Here is a 16755-nt window from a genome sequence, read left to right on the forward strand (position 1 = left end):
CGTAGTCGACAAGGCCCAACGCGCGGCTCAACTCCACGTGGTCGCGGACCTTGTCGATCACCGGCGGCGCGCCGAAGGTCTTCACGACCCGGTTGTGTCCCGGCGCGGCTCGTCGGACTGTCGTGGCACCGGTCAGCCTCCCGCACCCTGGCTGGTCACCGACGGCTTACCGGTGGCCGGCTGCGGTACGCCGATGGTCTTGCCGTCCGGCAGCCGGATGTAGCCCGGCTCGCCCGCGTCCACCAGACCCAGCCGCCGCGCCTCGGCGGTCAGGTTGCCCGGCGCCTCGTACTCGGCGATCTGCTTGTCCAGTTGCTGCTTCTCCAGGTCCAGTCGAGCCTGCTGCTGCTGCAACCGCTCCAACCGGAACGCGTTCTCATTGATCTTGGTGTTGACCGCCAGGATGCCCAGCACCCCACCGACCACGAGCACCACGATCAGCGCCGCGAACGGCGCACGCGGCACCGAGATCGGCGGCGGCGGCGCCACCCGCAGTCGCGGCGGTCGGCCGCTGGCGGCGCTGCCGGCCTTCTCGACCGGCCGCAGCGCGGCAGCGCCCTGGGTCGGGAACTCGCGCGCCCCCCGGGCGCGAGCCTCCCCCTGCCGGTTCACTCGATCGATGCGTGGCGTACCGTTTCCGAGGCGCGGAGCCCGCTCCGCCGCGGTCCGGCCCCCCGACCGCGGTGCGCGCTGCCCGCCGCCGGTGACGTCCCGGCGGCCGCGCTTGTCAATGTTCATGTCCCTCCCCCTCAACGTCCGTCCCTCTGCCGTCCCGGTGCCCCTGACCCCCCACGGATCAGGCGGACCCCGTGCCCGGTTGGTGCATTCCCTTCACCCGTCGGCGAGACCGTTCGCGGTCGGTCCGCCCTTGCTCTGTCGCGTTCGGGTCGAGTCGCTCCGCGGCCCGCAGCCGCACCGAGGCGGCCCGCGGGTTCGCGGCGACCTCCGCCTCCCCGGGGAGTTCGGCGCCCCGGCTGAGCAGCCGGAACGTCGGACCCGACCCGGGAAGCTCGACCGGGAGGTCGACCGGGCCCTTACTGCGGACCCGGTCCGCGAGCGCCACCTTGGTGAGCCTGTCCTCCAGGGAGTGGTAGGACAGGACCACCATGCGACCGCCCACGGTCAGTGCGTCGAGCGCGGATGGCAGCGCTGACTCCAGCGCCGCCAGCTCTCTGTTTACCTCGATCCGTAAAGCCTGAAACGTTCTCTTTGCCGGGTGACCGCCCGTTCGTCGGGCTGGTGCCGGAATGGACTCCCGGACCAGCTCCGCCAACCGCGCGGACGAGGTGATCCGGCCGCGTTCCCGCTCCCGCAGGATCGCCGAGGCGATCCGGCCGGCGAACTTCTCCTCGCCGTAGACCCGCAGCACCCGGGCCAGGTCCGGATGGGCGTAGGTGTTGACCACCTCCTCGGCGGTCACCCCCCGGGTCTGGTCCATCCGCATGTCCAGCGGCGCGTCCTGGGCGTACGCGAACCCGCGGTCGGGCGCGTCCAACTGCAACGACGACACACCCAGGTCGAACAGGACGCCGTCGATGCCCGGATAGCCCAGCCGGTCCAACACCTCGGGCAGCTCGTCGTAGACGGCGTGCTCCAGATGCACCCGATCGGCGAACCGGGCCAGCCTGACCCGCGCGTGGGCGAGCGCCTCGGTGTCCCGGTCGAGCCCGATCAGGACCGTCTCCGGGTGCGCCTCGAGCACCGCCTCCGCGTGCCCGGCCAGGCCGAGCGTCGCGTCGACGTGGACCGTCCGGCCGCCTCGACCCAGCGCGGGGGCCAGCAGCTCAAGACACCGCTCGAGCAGCACCGGCACGTGCGTGCCGCGCAACTCCCCCATGTTGACCCCCACTGGTTGAAACGTCCGTTCTCCTCGTGCGCCTGTCGTCGGACGGCGCTGCCGTCGTACCGCCAGATCCCCATCCGCTCCCGCCGGGCACCGGACCGTCGCCCGATGACTGGATCGTGCGCCTGGCACCGGGGAAGGGGTGCCAGGAACTCGAAAGCGGCTGGAGATCTCGCAGTACGTCGGGCGCCGTTCCGCCCTACAGACCGCCGGGCAGCACCCCCTCCGAGATGTCGGCGAAGTCGTCCTCACTGTCGGCGAGGTACGTCTCCCAGGCGGCCTTGTCCCAGATCTCCACCCGCGTGCTCGCGCCGATCACCACGAGGTCGCGGTCCAGCGCGGCGTACGCCCGCAGGTGGGCCGGAATGGTTACCCGACCCTGCTTGTCCGGAACCTCGTCGTGCGCGCTGGCGAAGAAGACCCGGCTGTAGGCCCGGGCCGCCTTGTGCGTCATGGGCTGCGCCCGCAACTGGTCCGCGATCCGCTGGAACTCAGGAGTCGGGAAGACGTAGAGGCAGCGCTCCTGCCCTTTGGTGACCACGACACCCCCCGCCAGCTCATCCCGAAACTTGGCCGGAAGGATCAACCGGCCCTTTTCGTCCAGGCGTGGAGTGTGGGTGCCGAGAAACACCGGCCCAACCCCCTCGCCCCTGAGCGGCGTTCGCGGCGCCGCTGACCCCCCGGGCCGGTGAGCCCTCCCGGCCTCACCATTGGCCCCCACTCTACTCCACTTCCCTCCACCTGCAACCAGATTGGCCCGCGTGGCGTGTCCGATCGGGCGGCAAAACAGCACGTCACAAGGGGTGGAGCGGAGTGGAGGGCCGCAGCGGTCGGCCGGCGTGGTCCGCTTTCCGACATAGATCGACTCCGTCCGGTGGAGGCCCTCCCGGCCGCCCGCGCCGCCGCCACGGCCGAACGGTTCACCGTCGGCGGCGATCTGGCGGGACGGACGGTCCGGTAACCTCGCTCGCGTGACGGACGCGAAAATGCCCCTACGGGCCAAGGTGGCCAGCTCCGTGTCACGGACCGCCGCGGCGCTCTCCCGGGCCGCCGGCCGTGGCGACGGTTCGGTGATCGGCGGCTGGATCGGCCTGAAGATCGACCCGGACCTGCTGGCCCACCTGTCGGCCGGGCGTGCGATCGCGCTCGTCTCCGGCACCAACGGCAAGACCACCACCACCCGGTTGACCTCCGCCGCGGTCGGCGTGCTCGGCCGGGTCGCCACCAACTCGTTCGGCGCCAACATGCCAAGCGGGCACACCTCGGCACTGGCCAAGGCCGGCAGCACCCCGTACGCGGTGCTGGAGGTGGACGAGCACTACCTCGCCCAGGTGCTGGAGGCGACCGAGCCGCACGTGGTCGCGCTGCTCAACCTCTCCCGCGACCAGCTCGACCGCGCCAAGGAGGTCGCCATGATGGCGCAGCTCTGGCGTGCGGCACTGGTCCGGCACACGAACGTCCGGGTGGTGGCCAACGCCGACGACCCACTTGTGGTCTGGGCCGCCACCCCGCCGGGCGACCCCGCCCGGGGCATCAACCCGCCGCACGTGACCTGGTTCAGCGCCGGCCAGCGCTGGCACGACGACTCCTGGGTCTGCCCGGAGTGCGGTTCCACCATCCAGCGCTCCGGCGAGCAGTGGTGGTGCACCGGCTGCCCGCTGCGCCGACCGGAGCCGCACTGGGTCGTCGAGGACGAGGGCGTGCTCGACCCCACCGGCGCCTGGCACAAGGTCTCCCTCCAACTGCCCGGCAAGGTCAACCTCGGCAACGCGGCGACCGCGCTGGCGGTGGCCGCCGAGTTCGGCGTCCGCCCGGTCGACGCGGTGTCCCGCCTCGGCATCGTCACCTCGGTCGCCGGCCGCTACGCGCAGGTCGACAAGGACGGGCGCAACATCCGGCTGCTGCTCGCCAAGAACCCGGCCAGTTGGCTGGAGGCGTTCGACATGGCCGACGAGGCCCCGACCCTGCTCTCCATCAACGCGCGCGACCCCGACGGCCTCGACACCTCCTGGCTCTACGACGTCGACTTCGCCCCGCTCCGGGGCCGGCAGGTGTTGATCACCGGTGACCGGGCATACGACCTGGCCGTCCGACTGGACGTCAACGACGTGCCGTTCCAGCACGTCCGCACGTTCGACGACGCGCTCCGGTCGGTCCCGCCCGGGCGGCTGGAGGTCATCGCGAACTACACCGCGTTCCAGGACATCCGAGCGGAGTTGGACCGTGTCAACTGAGAGCCTGCGCATCGTCTGGATCTACCCCGACCTGCTCTCCACCTACGGCGACCGGGGCAACGCCCTGATCCTCGCCCGCCGGGCCCGCCAACGCGGCATGCCCGTCGAGGTGCTGGAGGTCCGCTCCGACGAGCGGCTGCCCGCGACAGCCGACATCTACCTGGTCGGCGGCGGCGAGGACGGCCCACAGGCGCTCGGCGCCCAGCGGCTGCTCGCCGACGGCGGCCTGCACCGCGCCGTCGCGCAGGGTTCGGTGGTGTTCGGCGTCTGCGCCGGCTACCAATTGCTCGGCACGTCGTTCTTCGCCAAGGGCGTGCAGTGCCGCGGGCTGGAGCTGCTCGACCTGCAGTCCGACCGGGGCGAGAGCCGGGCCGTGGGCGAACTGGCCGGTGAGATCGACCCCCGGCTGGGCCTGCCCCCACTCACCGGTTTCGAGAACCACGGCGGCCGCACCCACCTCGGTCCGGAGGTCTCCCCGCTGGCCCGGGTCACCGCCGGGGTGGGCAACAACGGCGCCACCGAGGGCGCGTGGCGCGGGAAGCTGCTGGGCACCTACTCGCACGGGCCGGCGCTGGCCCGCAACCCCGCCCTGGCCGACCTGCTGCTGCGCTGGGCCACCGGGGCACACCAGCTCCCGCCGTTGGACGACACCTGGGCCGACCGGCTCCGCAACGAGCGCCGCTCCGCAGTGGCCGCCGCCCGGGCATGATCCGTGCCGTCCGGCGGCTGCTCCGGCAGCCGTCGGCCGCCCGGTTCGCCCTGCTCGTGCTGCTGATCGGCGGCTGCGGGCTGCTGCTGTTCCTGGTGCCCCGACCCGATCCGGAGCAGCTTCCGCTGCTGGCCGACCGGCTGGGCGACCTCGCCCCGGTGGCGGCCATCCTCGGCGGCGCGCTGCTGCTTGTCGCCCTGGTCCCCCGGACCTTCATCACGCTCGCCGCGGGCGCGATCTTCGGCCCGCTGGAGGGCGCCGCGTACGCCCTCGGCGCCGCGCTGGTGGCCGCGGCGATCGGGTTCACTGTCGGCCGGCTGCTCGGCCGGGAGTTCGTGGCCGAACGGGTGCGTGGCCGCCTGGCCCGCCTCGACGGCTGGTTCGCCCGGCAGAGCGTGGTCGGTGTGATCACCGTCCGGCTGCTACCGATCGCCGGCTTCGGGCTGGTCAGCTACGGCTACGGCACGACCGGCGCCCGGGTGCTGCCGTTCCTGGCCGGAAGCGTGATCGCGTCCGCGCCGACCGCCTTCGGCTACGCGGCGATCGGTGCGTCGGTCAGCTCACCCGGCCACATCAACTGGTACGCCGCCGCCCCGTCCAGCCTCGGCCTGATCGCCAGTCTGGTGCTGGTCCACCGATGGTGGCGCGCCGAGCGACGTCGCCGCACCATGCCGGTATGACGGTGTCCGAGCCGACCGCCAGCCCGGCCGAGGAGTCGCTGTCCGGCGGGTTCGTCGCCGACGTGGTCCGGATCGGCGACACGGTACGACGTACCCCGCCCGCCAACCTGGACTTCGTCGGCGCGCTGCTTCGCCACCTGGCCGGGGTGGGCGCGGACCTCGCGCCCCGGCACCTGGGCGTCGACGCCCAGGGTCGGCAGGTGCTCAGCTTTGTCGCGGGGCGGGTGCCGTGGCGGGTCCGGGAGGATCCGGCGTTCTTCACCGACGCGGCGCTGGCGCGGCTGGCCGAGCTGATCCGGCGGCTGCACGACGCGTGCGCGGGCACCGCGCTGGCGGGCGACGCCGAGACGGTGTGCCACCGCGACCTGTCGCCCAAGAACACGGTGTACCGGGACTCCCCCGCCGGGCCGCTGCCGGTGGCCTTCCTCGACTGGGACCTGGCCGGCCCGGGCCGCCGGATCGAGGACGTCGCGTTCGCCGGCTGGCACTGGGCCGCGTTGGGCGAGGGCGCCGACCCGGCCGAGCTGGGTAGGCGCTGCCGGCTCCTCTGCGACGCCTACGACGCGGCGTCGACCGCGACCGCACCGGCCACGCTGGCGCGGGCCGAGCTGGTGGGCGTGATGCTCGACCAGATCGAGAGCACCTGGCGGGGCATCGACGCCGGCGCCGACCGCGACGAGCCGGGCATGCGTCGGCTGCGCGACCAGGGCGTGGTGGACGGGATACGCCGCTGGCAGGAGTGGCTGCGCAATCAGCGCGGGGTCGTGGCGGCCGCGCTCGAGGCCTGACCGGCGGCAGGCTCGGGGCGGGACGCGTCACCGGCCGCCGGACCGGGTGCCTGCCCACGTGCTGAGGGCCGCTCCACCCCGGACTGGGCAGGGCGCGCGGACGGCTGCTGCCTGGCCTGGGCGTGTTCGGTCGGGGCGCGAGGTGCCGGATGAGCGTGATGACTGTGAGGCATCACGATGCCTCAGAGTCATCACGCTCGTTGCGGCGTCCGCTGCGACCGACGTCGCGCTCAGGCGGGGGCCGGCGGTGTCAGACGACGACCGAGACCATCCGACCCTTCACCACGATGACCTTGCGAGGTTCCCTGCCGGCCAGCGTCGCGGTCACCGCGTCCAGGGCCGCCGCGCGGACGGTCTCCTCGGCGGCGTCGGCGGGCACCTCGATGCGGCCCCGGACCTTGCCGTTGACCTGCACCGGATAGGTCACCGTGTCGGCCACCAGCAGCGCCGGGTCGGCGGTCGGGAAGTCCGCGTACGTCAACGAGGTGTCGTGGCCCAGCTTGCGCCACAGCTCCTCGGCCAGGTGCGGGGCGAACGGCGCCACCATCAGCACCAGCGGCTCGGCCACCTCGCGGGGCGTGGCCGACAGTTGGGTCAGCCCGTTGGTCAGCTCGATCAGCTTGGCGATCGCGGTGTTGAACCGGATGCCGTCCATGTCGCCACGGACCCCGTCGATCACCTTGTGCAGCAGCCGGCGGGTCGCCTCGTCGGCCGGGTCCTCGGTGATCCGCAGCGCGCCGGTCTGCTCGTCGACGACGGCCCGCCAGACCCGCTGCAGGAACCGGTACGAGCCCACCACCGCCCGGGTCTCCCAGGGGCGGGACACCTCCAGCGGGCCCATCGACATCTCGTACACCCGGAAGGTGTCCGCGCCGTAGGCGGCGCACATGTCGTCGGGTGTCACCACGTTCTTCAGCGACTTGCCCATCTTGCCGTACTCGCGGTTGACCGCCAGGTCGCCCAGGTAGTACGCGCCGTCGCGCTCCATGACCTCCTCGGCCTGCACGTAGCTGCCGCGCGAGTCGGTGTACGCGTACGCCTGGATCATGCCCTGGTTGAACAGCTTGCGGAACGGCTCGAACGACGACACGTGGCCCAGGTCGAACAGCACCTTGTGCCAGAACCGCGCGTACAGCAGGTGCAGCACGGCGTGCTCGGCCCCGCCGACGTACAGGTCGGTGCCGCCGCAGTCGCCCTCGCCGCGCGGACCCATCCAGTAGCGCTCGTTCTCGGCGTCGACGAACCGCCCGCTGTTCGTCGGGTCCAGGTAGCGCAGCTCGTACCAGCAGGAGCCGGCCCACTGCGGCATCACGTTCGTCTCGCGGGTGTAGCGCTTCGGCCCGTCACCCAGGTCCAGCTCGACCTCGACCCAGTCCCGTCGCCGCGACAGCGGGGTCTCCGGGTTGGAGTCCGCGTCGTTCGGGTCGAACGTCTTCGGGGAGAAGTCGTCCACCTCGGGCAGCTCGACGGGCAGCATCTCCTCGGGCAGGGCGATGGCCGCGCCGGTCTCGTCGTAGACGATCGGGAACGGCTCACCCCAGTAACGCTGCCGGGAGAACAGCCAGTCGCGCAGCCGGTAGGTCACCGCGCCGGTGCCGTGCCCGTTCGCCTCCAGCCAGGCGATGATCGCCGCCTTGGCGTCGGCGACCCCCAGGCCGTTCAGGTCCAGGCCGCGCTCGGGCGCGGCGCTGTTGATCGCCGGGCCGTCCCCGGTGTACGCCGTGCCGTCGAAGCCCTCCGCCGGCTGCACGGTACGCACGATGGGCAGCTCGAAGACCTCCGCGAACGCCCAGTCCCGCTCGTCCTGAGCCGGCACCGCCATGATCGCGCCGGTGCCGTAGCCGGCCAGCACGTAGTCGGCGATGAAGATCGGGATCTGCCCACCGGTGACCGGGTTGGTGGCGTACGCCCCGACGAAGACGCCCGTCTTCTCCTTGGTGTCGGCCTGCCGCTCGACGTCGGTCTTGGCCGCCGCCGCCTTGCGGTACGCCTCGACGGCCGCCCGGGGGCTGGCGTGCCCGCCGCTCCAGGCGTCCCTCGTCCCGTCCGGCCAGGCGGCCGGCACCAGCGCGTCGACCAGCTCGTGCTCGGGCGCCAGCACCATGTAGGTGGCGCCGAAGACGGTGTCCGGGCGGGTGGTGAACACCCGGATCGGCTCCCGCTCGGTCGGGAAGTCGATGTGCGCGCCCTGCGAGCGACCGATCCAGTTGCGCTGCATCAGCTTGATCGGCTCGGGCCAGTCCAGGCTGTCCAGGTCGTCCAGCAGCCGGTCACCGTACGCGGTGATCCGCATCTTCCACTGCTTCAGGTTGCGCTTGAAGACCGGGAAGTTACCCCGGTCGGAGCGACCGTCGGCGGTGACCTCCTCGTTGGCCAGCACGGTGCCCAGCCCCGGGCACCAGTTGACCGGGGCCTCGGAGACGTACGCCAGGCGGTGGTCGTCGACGACCTGGCGGCGCTCGGCGACGCTCAGCTCGGCCCAGGCCCGACCGTCCGGGGTGGGGCGGTTACCGCCCTCGAACTCGGCGATCAGCTCGGCGATCGGGCGGGCCCGGCCGGCGTCGCGGTCGTACCAGGAGTTGAAGATCTGCAGGAAGATCCACTGGGTCCAGCGGTAGAAGTCGGTGTCGATGGTGGCCACCGAGCGGCGCTCGTCGTGCGCCAGCCCCAGCCGACGCAACTGCGCCTTGTACCGCTCGATGTTCGCCACGGTGGTGGTCCGGGGGTGGGTGCCGGTCTGCACCGCGTACTGCTCGGCGGGCAGACCGAAGGCGTCGAAGCCCATCGCGTGCAGCACGTTGCGACCGGCCATCCGCTGGTAGCGGGCGTAGCAGTCGGTGCCGATGTAGCCCAGCGGGTGCCCGACGTGCAGGCCGGCTCCGGACGGGTACGGGAACATGTCCAGCACGTACAGCTTGTCCGCGCCGGCGCGGGGGTGGGTCGGGTCGGCCAGCGGGCCGGTCGGGTTCGGTGCGTGGAAGGTGCCCTCGCGCGCCCAGGTGTCCTGCCAACGGATCTCGATCTCGTCGGCCAGGGCCGCGGTGTACCGGAACGGGGGGATGTCGCCCGCCGGTGCGGCTGCCTCACTCATCGTCTCTCCTCGCTTCGCTTCGCTTCGTCTCGGCGTCGCCGGGCCGGGCCGGCAGCGGGCACAAAAATGCCCCTCGCACAGGAGGGGCCGCCGTGCTGTCGCGCGTTCAGCGCATCAGCACGGCCCGGTAAGAAGCAGGAAGACTCCGGCCATGTTCGGCAGTGTACCTCGCCGTCGGTTCGGCCCGCGGGCCGCAGGGGTGCGCCGGGGCACGATCCCCCGAGGCGGCGAATATCGGGGCGTAACCGACGGACTACCTGCGGGGGTCGGCGATAACGACAAACATGGTTAGCCTGAGAGGCTAGTGAGAATCCTGCGGCAAACGAGGCTCGACGTCGCGAACCCAACGGCGGGTCCAGGTGCTCTCTAGAGAGCTGCCGTGACAGCGACGAGGAGGAGGCCCGTGACACAACAGACCTGGGACGAGGTTGGCGGTCTACTGCCGCACGACGAGTTCCGCGCCGCCAGCGAGGCCATCGTGGCCAACATCGAGCAGGTCATCGAGGGTAAGACCGCCACCGTGCGGCTCGCCCTGGCCGTGTTGCTCGCCGAGGGTCACCTCCTGATCGAAGACGTCCCCGGTGTCGGCAAGACCAAGCTGGCCAAGGCCCTCGCGCGGTCCATCGACTGCACGGTACGACGGATCCAGTTCACCCCCGACCTGCTGCCCAGCGACGTCACCGGGGTCAGCGTCTACAACCAGGAGACGCACGACTTCGAGTTCCGCCCGGGTGCCGTCTTCGCCAACCTGGTGGTCGGCGACGAGATCAACCGGGCCTCGCCGAAGACCCAGTCGGCGCTGCTGGAGTGCATGGAGGAGCGGCAGGTCACCGTCGACGGGGTGACGTACCAGCTCCAGACCCCGTTCATGGTCATCGCCACCCAGAACCCGATCGAGATGGAGGGGACCTACCCGCTGCCCGAGGCGCAGCGCGACCGGTTCACCGCCCGCATCGCGATGGGTTACCCGGACTCCAACGCCGAGCTGGCCATGCTCGACGGCCACGGTGCCACCGACCCGCTGAACGAGCTGCGCGCGGTCTCCGACGCGGCCATCGTCCGGCAGCTCATCGCCACCGTCCGGCAGGTGCACGTCGCGGACGCGGTCAAGCAGTACGCGATCGACCTGGTCACCGCCACCCGCGAGGCCCCCGACCTGCGGCTCGGCGCCTCCCCCCGAGCCACCCTTCAGCTACTGCGCACCGCCCGGGCGGTCGCCGCCCTGGAGGGCCGCGACTACGTCCTCCCCGACGACCTCCAGGCCCTGGCGGTGCCGGTGCTCGCGCACCGGATCATCCCGACCGCCGACGCGCAGCTCGCCCGACGCACCACCGACGCGATCGTCTCCGAGCTGGTGCACCGCCTGCCGCTGCCGCACGACCGGCAGCGCAACCCGTACGACACCCGGCCCGCTTCCGGCAACGGCCGCGCGCCCTACGAGCCGCGGAGGCCATGACGTGCGTGCCGGGCTGCGCGGGCTGACCACCCGCGGGCGCTCCTTCCTCGCCGCCGCGGTCGCGGCGGCGCTCTCGTCCGGCATCCTCGGCGAGAAGGACCTGCTCCGGGTGGCTGTGCTGCTGGCCATCCTGCCGTTGCTGGCCGCGGCCTACGTCGGGCGCAGCCGTTACAAGCTGGCCTGCAACCGGTCACTGGACCCGCACCGGGTTCCGGTCGGCGCCAATTCCCGCGTGGTGCTGCGCTTGCAGAACCTCTCCCGGCTTCCGACCGGCACCCTCCTGCTGGAGGACCGGCTGCCCTACGCGCTGGGCAGCCGGCCCCGGGTGGTGCTGGAGCGGCTCGGCGCGCACCAGGCCAGTTCCGTGGCGTACACGGTGCGGGCCGATGTGCGGGGCCGGTACGACGTGGGCCCGCTGGTGGTCCGGATCACCGACCCGTTCGGTCTCTGCGAACTCACCCGGTCCTTCCCCAGCACCGACCACCTCACGGTCATCCCGCAGGTCACCCCCCTGCCGTCGGTCCGGCTTCCCGGCGAGTACGCGGGCAGCGGCGACAGCCGCGCCCGGTCGGTGGCGGTGCACGGCGAGGACGATGCGGCGACCCGGGAGTACCGGCGCGGCGACGACCTGCGCCGGGTGCACTGGAAGTCCACAGCGCGTACCGGTGAGCTGATGGTGCGCCGCGAGGAGCAGCCGTGGGAGAGCCGGGCCACCGTCGTTCTGGACACCCGGGCGTACGGCCACCGCGGCGAGGGGCCGACTGCCAGTTTCGAGTGGGCCGTGTCCGCCGCCGCGAGCGTCGCCGTCCACCTTCGACAGGCCGGCTACAAGCTGCGCCTGGTCACCGGCTCGGGCGTCGACGTGGACGCGTCGGAGGCCGGCGGTGACGGTGCGCTGCTCGACCACCTCGCGGAGGTGCGCCTGGATCAGCGCGCCGACGTGACGGGTCTCGTGCAGCGGGTCCGCCAACGCGCCGACGGTGGGTTGATCATCGGGCTGTTCGGCACGGTGAGCGTGGCCGAGGCGGAGCTGCTGGCCGGGCTGCGGGGCAACGGCGCGACCTGCATCGGTTTCCTGCTGAACAGCTCCACCTGGCTCAGCCTGCCGGAGAAGGCCCGGGCCGAGGCGGAACACGCGCACGGCGCCGCCGTCCTCGCCATGTTGCAGAGTGGCTGGCGCGTCGTCGGCGTCGACCACGGTGCCCGACTGCCGGCGCTGTGGCCGCAGGCCGGCCGGGGCTCCCAGGGCTTCGCCCTGCGCGCCGCACTGGCGGAGACGGTCGCCGGCGGCGTGCGATGAACGGAGAGGTCCCCTCATGATCGCCAGTCGGAACATCGGCCTGGTCGCGGCCACGGCCACGCTGCTGGCCGCCGCGCCGCTGTCGGCCATCTTCCAGAGCTGGACGTGGCTCGTCGAGTCGATCATCGCGGTCGCCGTGGTGGCCGGTGCGGCCGCGCTGACCAGGCTCGTCCGGGCACCACTGTGGGGTCAGGTGCTGGGCATGCTTGCCGGCTTGGCCCTCGCCCTGACCTGGTTGTTCCCCAGCAACGAGGAACTGCTCGGCATCCTGCCCACGCCGGGCACGTTCGCGCACTTCGCCGACCTGCTCAACGGCTCGTTGCAGGACATGCGCTCGTACGGAGTCGAGGTCCCGGACACCGACCCGCTGCTGTTCATCGCCGTCCTCGGCGTCGGCGCGGTCGCCGTACTGGTGGACGTCCTGGCGGTGGGGCTGCGCCGGCCCGCGCTGGCGGGGCTGCCGATGCTCGCCATCTACTCGGTGCCGGTCGCCGTCTACGTGGACAGCGTGCCCGCGACGCCGTTCGTGGTGGGCGCCGCCGGTTACCTCTGGCTGCTGGTCACCGACAACGTCGACCGGGTACGCAGGTTCGGGCGCCGGTTCACCGGCGACGGCCGCGACGTCGACGTGTGGGAGTCCTCGCCGCTGGCGTCGGCCGGTCGTCGGCTCGCGGTGGTCGGGGTGGTGCTGGCGGTGGCGCTGCCGTTGGCGGTGCCCGGCATGAGCGGTGGGCTCCTCGACTCCCTCAGCCGAGGTCAGGGCAACGGCACCGGCAACGGGTCCGGTCCGGGCGGCACGTCGGGTCGGATCGACCTGTTCGCCTCGCTCGCCGGTCAGCTCAACCAGTCCCAGGTGGCCGACCTGGTCAAGGTCACCACCTCCGAGCCCGACCCGTTCTACCTGCGCTACGCGGTCGCCGACGAGCTGCGCCCGAGCGGTTTCCAGGCGCGCAACCCGAGCGGCCGGCCGGCCAACCGGGACCTGCCCAACCCGGCCGAGCGGGTCCGCCCCGGCGTGCAGCAGACCACCTACCGGGCCACCGTCGAGGTCACCAAGAGCCTGAGCATGGCGCTGATGCCGGTGTACGCCGAGCCGGTGCGCACCGACGACCTCAGCGGCAACTGGCTCTACGACCCCAACCAGCAGGTCGTCTTCTCCAACCGGGAAAACTCCCGGGGCCGGAAGTACTCCTTCGACTACGTCCGCTCGACGTACTCGCCGGCGACGCTGCGGGCCACCCCACCGCTGCCGGCCGACCACCCCCTGAACCGGCAGATGACCGCCACCCCCGGGCCGGTGCCCGAGGTGGAGGAGCTGGTCAAGGGGCTGACCGAGGGCAAGCGCACCGACTACGACCGGGTGTTGGCGATCTACCAGCACTTCTCGTCGGACAACGGGTTCAGCTACCGGCTGAGCACCGAGAGCGGCAGCAGCGGGCAGGACATCGTCAACTTCCTCACCAACAAGGTCGGCTACTGCCAGCAGTACGCGGCCGCGATGGCGTGGCTGGTCCGCGCGGCGGGCATCCCGGCCCGGGTGGCGTTCGGGTTCACCAACGGCAGCAAACGCGACGGTGACACGTTCACGCTCACCAACCTCAACCTGCACGCCTGGACCGAGGTCTTCTTCGCCGGGGTCGGCTGGGTGCCGTTCGACGCCACCCCGACGTACGGGGTGCCGGGGGCCACCCGATCGGCCTGGGCACCGGACACTGACGCGCCGGAACCAACCGCCCCGGGCACCGGCGTCACGGACACCCCGACGGGCCCCGAGGCGTCGGCCGGCCCGGCCGGGCCCGACAACGCCGACCGGGACATCGACGACGGGCTGTCCCTGGGCGGCACCACGCCGACCGAGCAGCCACCGGTCTGGCCCTGGTGGACGGCGGGGCTGCTGGCCCTGCTGGCACTGTTGGCCATCCCCGCGCTGCGCCGGTTGGCGCTGCGCCGCCGACGCGGTGTCCAGCCGGCGAGCGCCAAGGCGGCCTCCACGGCGGCCCTCGGCGACGGTGTCGAGCCGGGGGCGCGGGTGGTGGTGGTCGGTGTGGACGCCGACCGGGCCCGCGCGGACGCACACGCCGCCTGGGCGGAGCTGCTCGACACGATGGTGGACTTCCGGGTGCCGGTCGACCTGACCGAGACGCCCCGGGCGACCGCGGACCGGCTGGTCCGGGACACCCTCGGCGACGACACCGCCGCGACCGGGTCGGCGCGGCTGCTCGGCCAGGCCGAGGAGCGAGCCCGTTACGCACGGGACCCGCTCACCGGTGAGCGGTTGCTGCCGGCGCTACGCGCGGTCCGTGGGGCGCTGGCCGCACGGGCCGACCGACGCACCCGCCTGGTCGCCGCCGTGTTGCCGCCGTCGGTGCTGCTGCGGTGGCGGACCAGCATGGCGGACACGTCCGGCCGGATGGTGGCGCTGACCGGGCGAGCCCGGTATCGGTTGCTGCGCTGGAACCCTCGACGGCTGTTGGCGGACCGAGCGGCCCGCTGAGCAACATCCGTTCCGGGGCGGGGTGGGCGGTCCACCAACCGCCACCCCGCCCCGGCTACGCCCGCCCCGCCCCGCCCAACGGCTTGATCAAGTGATGAGAAGTAGGTCGGGGAGCATCGCCAGGTCTACTTTTCGTCATTTGATCAAGGCATCGGCAACCCAGCACGCGAGCACGTGCCAGCGGCCCGCGAACGCGCACAACGGCGCAGCTGCGGGCAGCGATGGGTCACTCAGCGGAAAAGGGCGCGCGGATACGACCGAGGTCGCCGGGGCCTGTGCCCGGCGACCCGCTCGTCGCGGCGTTCGGCCCGCCTCAGCGGCGGAACCGACTCAGCGGTGCCCCTCCGGGCGCTGCCGCCACCTGTCCTCCATGCGGTCCAGGAGTGACGACTTGCGACCGGACCGGCCACCGCGGGGGCGACGACGACTCGTCGTGCCGCCCACCACGTGCAGGTCGGGTGACTGCGCCCGTCGGTGCGACTGCACCGCGTACGCGGCCGAGGCCAGCATGACGACAAAGCCCGCCACCGCCAGCGGTGGAGTCTTGATCACCGCCCCGTAGACCAGTAGAGCCAAGCCAGCGATGACGACGCCGGCGGCGACGAGCAGGCGACGCCGCGCATGGAAGCGCGGATCGCTGGCGCGCACGGCCGAGGCGAATTTGGGGTCCTCGGCAAGCGACCGCTCGATCTGCTCGAACAGCCGCTGCTCGTGCTCCGAGAGCGGCACGGCACTCCTCCCCGGTCACGTTGGTCGGGCCCACTCGGGCCGACAGACCGTGGCAGCCAACCGGCTGCTTACCCGCAAGTCTACGAGGGGGCTCGCGCGTCGGAAAGCGGGACGACCTACGGGTGGGATGGTTTTTCCTTTCGGTGAGCGTCACGGTCGCCCATCAGACTGGCCGGACCTATGACGGACCGCCCGAATCGGGCAGCGGCGGCGTCGGCGGCAGCTTCCGCCTCCCGCCAGCCGCGCTCGGGCGCGCCGAGGGTGAGCTGCCGGGGGGCGCCCTGCGCCGGGGCGAGCCCCTCCACCCGGACACCGACGAGCCGGATCCGCTCGCCCGGGTCCAGTGCGGTGTAGAGCGCCCAGACCGTGTCGAACATCTCGCGGGCGGTGTCGGTGGGCACGTCGAGGGTGCGGGAACGACTGACGGTGCGGAAGTCGGCAAGCCGCACCTTGAGGGCGACGGTGCGCCCGACCTGCCCGGAGCCGCGCAACCGGACGCCGACCTTGGCGCTGAGCGCGAGCAACGCGCGGCGGATCTCCAGCGGGTCGGCCACGTCGACGTCGAAGGTCACCTCGGCGCCGATCGACTTGTCGACGTGCTCGGGGCTGACCCGGCGCGGGTCCCGTCCCCAGGCCAGCTCGTGCAGGTGGGCCGCCGACGCCGCGCCGACCGCCTTGCGGAGCATGCCCAGCGGGGCCTCGGCGAGGTCGCCGACGGTGGACAGGCCGAGCCGGCGCAGCGACTCCGCGGCCCGCTCCCCCACCCCCCAGAGCGCGTCCACCGGCAGCGGGTGCAGGAACTCCAGCACCTGGCCCGGGGGCACCACCAGCAGGCCGTCCGGCTTGGCCCGGGTGGAACCGAGCTTGGCCACGAACTTGCTCGGCGCCACCCCGACCGAACAGGTGAGCGCCTGCTCCTCGGCGACCCGTCGGCGGATCAGCCGGGCGATGGTGGCCGGGGAGCCGAAGAGCCGGCGGGCGCCGCTGACGTCGAGGAACGCCTCGTCGAGGGAGAGCGGCTCGACAAGCGGGGTGACGTCCCGGAAGATCTGCATCACCGCCCGGGAGGCGGCCGTGTAGGCGGCGAATTCCGGTGGCAGGTAGACCGCGTGCGGGCAGCGCGCCCGAGCCTGGCTGGTCGGCATCGCGCTGCGGACGCCGTACCGGCGGGCCTCGTAGCTGGCCGAGCTGACCACCCCGCGCGGCCCTACCCCGCCGACGATGACCGGCTTACCGCGCAGCTCGGGGCGACGGCGCACCTCGACGGCGGCGAAGAAGGCGTCCATGTCGACGTGCAGGATCGGGCTGCCCGAGTCGTCGGCATCCGGCCCGAAGCGCGGATCCCCGCCACCCCGGGGCAACGACTGACTGCGGCCCATCCCGGCAGGTTAACCCGGAGGTACGACACCACCAGCCGCCGACGGGCCGGGC

The 16755-nt window shown here is 72.6% G+C and carries 12 protein-coding genes and 1 pseudogene; 7 read left to right on the forward strand and 6 right to left on the reverse strand.

Annotated elements, in window-relative coordinates; translation table 11 throughout:
* Nucleotides 1–132: 132 nt before the first annotated feature.
* The 3 genes and pseudogenes from AB0F61_RS20120 to mraZ form a co-directional block, all read right to left on the reverse strand.
* Nucleotides 133–738: a hypothetical protein gene (locus tag AB0F61_RS20120; RefSeq protein WP_357811774.1), complete on the reverse strand. Its 606-nt coding sequence runs from the start codon at nucleotides 736–738 to the stop codon at nucleotides 133–135.
* Nucleotides 728–1837: pseudogene (gene rsmH, locus AB0F61_RS20125) on the reverse strand (16S rRNA (cytosine(1402)-N(4))-methyltransferase RsmH). The gene AB0F61_RS20120 and the pseudogene rsmH overlap by 11 nt, the downstream one beginning before the upstream one ends.
* Before the next feature lie 205 nt (nucleotides 1838–2042).
* Nucleotides 2043–2474 (reverse strand): division/cell wall cluster transcriptional repressor MraZ, encoded by a 432-nt coding sequence (mraZ, locus tag AB0F61_RS20130; RefSeq protein WP_357408453.1) that lies wholly within the window; start codon nucleotides 2472–2474, stop codon nucleotides 2043–2045.
* Nucleotides 2475–2829: 355 nt separating this feature from the next.
* Between mraZ and AB0F61_RS20135 the strand changes: the two genes are divergently transcribed.
* From AB0F61_RS20135 to AB0F61_RS20150, 4 genes are read left to right on the forward strand one after another with little or no spacing between them, the layout of a single operon-like run.
* Nucleotides 2830–4077 carry a MurT ligase domain-containing protein gene (locus tag AB0F61_RS20135; protein WP_357811945.1) on the forward strand — a complete coding sequence of 416 codons (1248 nt, stop codon included), beginning with the start codon at nucleotides 2830–2832 and terminating at the stop codon, nucleotides 4075–4077.
* Nucleotides 4067–4786, forward strand: coding sequence for a glutamine amidotransferase (locus AB0F61_RS20140; RefSeq protein WP_357811776.1), 720 nt, complete (start codon nucleotides 4067–4069; stop codon nucleotides 4784–4786). Before AB0F61_RS20135 ends, AB0F61_RS20140 begins: the two co-directional genes overlap by 11 nt.
* A complete protein-coding gene (locus AB0F61_RS20145; protein ID WP_357811778.1) occupies nucleotides 4783–5466 on the forward strand; it encodes a VTT domain-containing protein in 684 nt (227 codons plus the stop codon). Before AB0F61_RS20140 ends, AB0F61_RS20145 begins: the two co-directional genes overlap by 4 nt.
* The gene (locus tag AB0F61_RS20150; protein WP_357811780.1) at nucleotides 5463–6254 is read left to right on the forward strand and encodes an aminoglycoside phosphotransferase family protein; all 792 of its coding nucleotides are present in this window, start codon (nucleotides 5463–5465) and stop codon (nucleotides 6252–6254) included. The genes AB0F61_RS20145 and AB0F61_RS20150 overlap by 4 nt, the downstream gene beginning before the upstream one ends.
* 250 nt (nucleotides 6255–6504) lie before the next feature.
* Here AB0F61_RS20150 and leuS read toward each other — a convergent pair whose 3' ends face one another.
* A complete protein-coding gene (gene leuS, locus AB0F61_RS20155; protein ID WP_357811783.1) occupies nucleotides 6505–9345 on the reverse strand; it encodes a leucine--tRNA ligase in 2841 nt (946 codons plus the stop codon).
* Nucleotides 9346–9748: 403 nt separating this feature from the next.
* Here leuS and AB0F61_RS20160 point away from each other — a divergent pair, with 403 nt between their 5' ends.
* From AB0F61_RS20160 to AB0F61_RS20170, 3 genes are read left to right on the forward strand one after another with little or no spacing between them, the layout of a single operon-like run.
* The gene (locus AB0F61_RS20160) at nucleotides 9749–10801 is read left to right on the forward strand and encodes a MoxR family ATPase (RefSeq protein WP_357251025.1); all 1053 of its coding nucleotides are present in this window, start codon (nucleotides 9749–9751) and stop codon (nucleotides 10799–10801) included.
* Between the two features lies 1 nt (nucleotide 10802).
* Complete coding sequence (locus AB0F61_RS20165; RefSeq protein WP_357811785.1) at nucleotides 10803–12101, forward strand: DUF58 domain-containing protein; 1299 nt, start codon at nucleotides 10803–10805, stop codon at nucleotides 12099–12101.
* Nucleotides 12102–12117: 16 nt separating this feature from the next.
* Nucleotides 12118–14595, forward strand: a complete 2478-nt coding sequence (locus AB0F61_RS20170; protein WP_357811787.1) for a DUF3488 and transglutaminase-like domain-containing protein — start codon at nucleotides 12118–12120, stop codon at nucleotides 14593–14595.
* Between the two features lie 330 nt (nucleotides 14596–14925).
* Here AB0F61_RS20170 and AB0F61_RS20175 read toward each other — a convergent pair whose 3' ends face one another.
* Nucleotides 14926–15324, reverse strand: coding sequence for a DUF3040 domain-containing protein (locus AB0F61_RS20175; protein ID WP_357811789.1), 399 nt, complete (start codon nucleotides 15322–15324; stop codon nucleotides 14926–14928).
* Nucleotides 15325–15440: 116 nt separating this feature from the next.
* Nucleotides 15441–16703, reverse strand: a complete 1263-nt coding sequence (locus AB0F61_RS20180) for a DNA polymerase IV (protein WP_357811791.1) — start codon at nucleotides 16701–16703, stop codon at nucleotides 15441–15443.
* Nucleotides 16704–16755 lie beyond the last annotated feature (52 nt).

The organism is Micromonospora sp. NPDC023888, assembly GCF_040639415.1.
In the GTDB taxonomy this organism is placed as follows: domain Bacteria; phylum Actinomycetota; class Actinomycetes; order Mycobacteriales; family Micromonosporaceae; genus Micromonospora.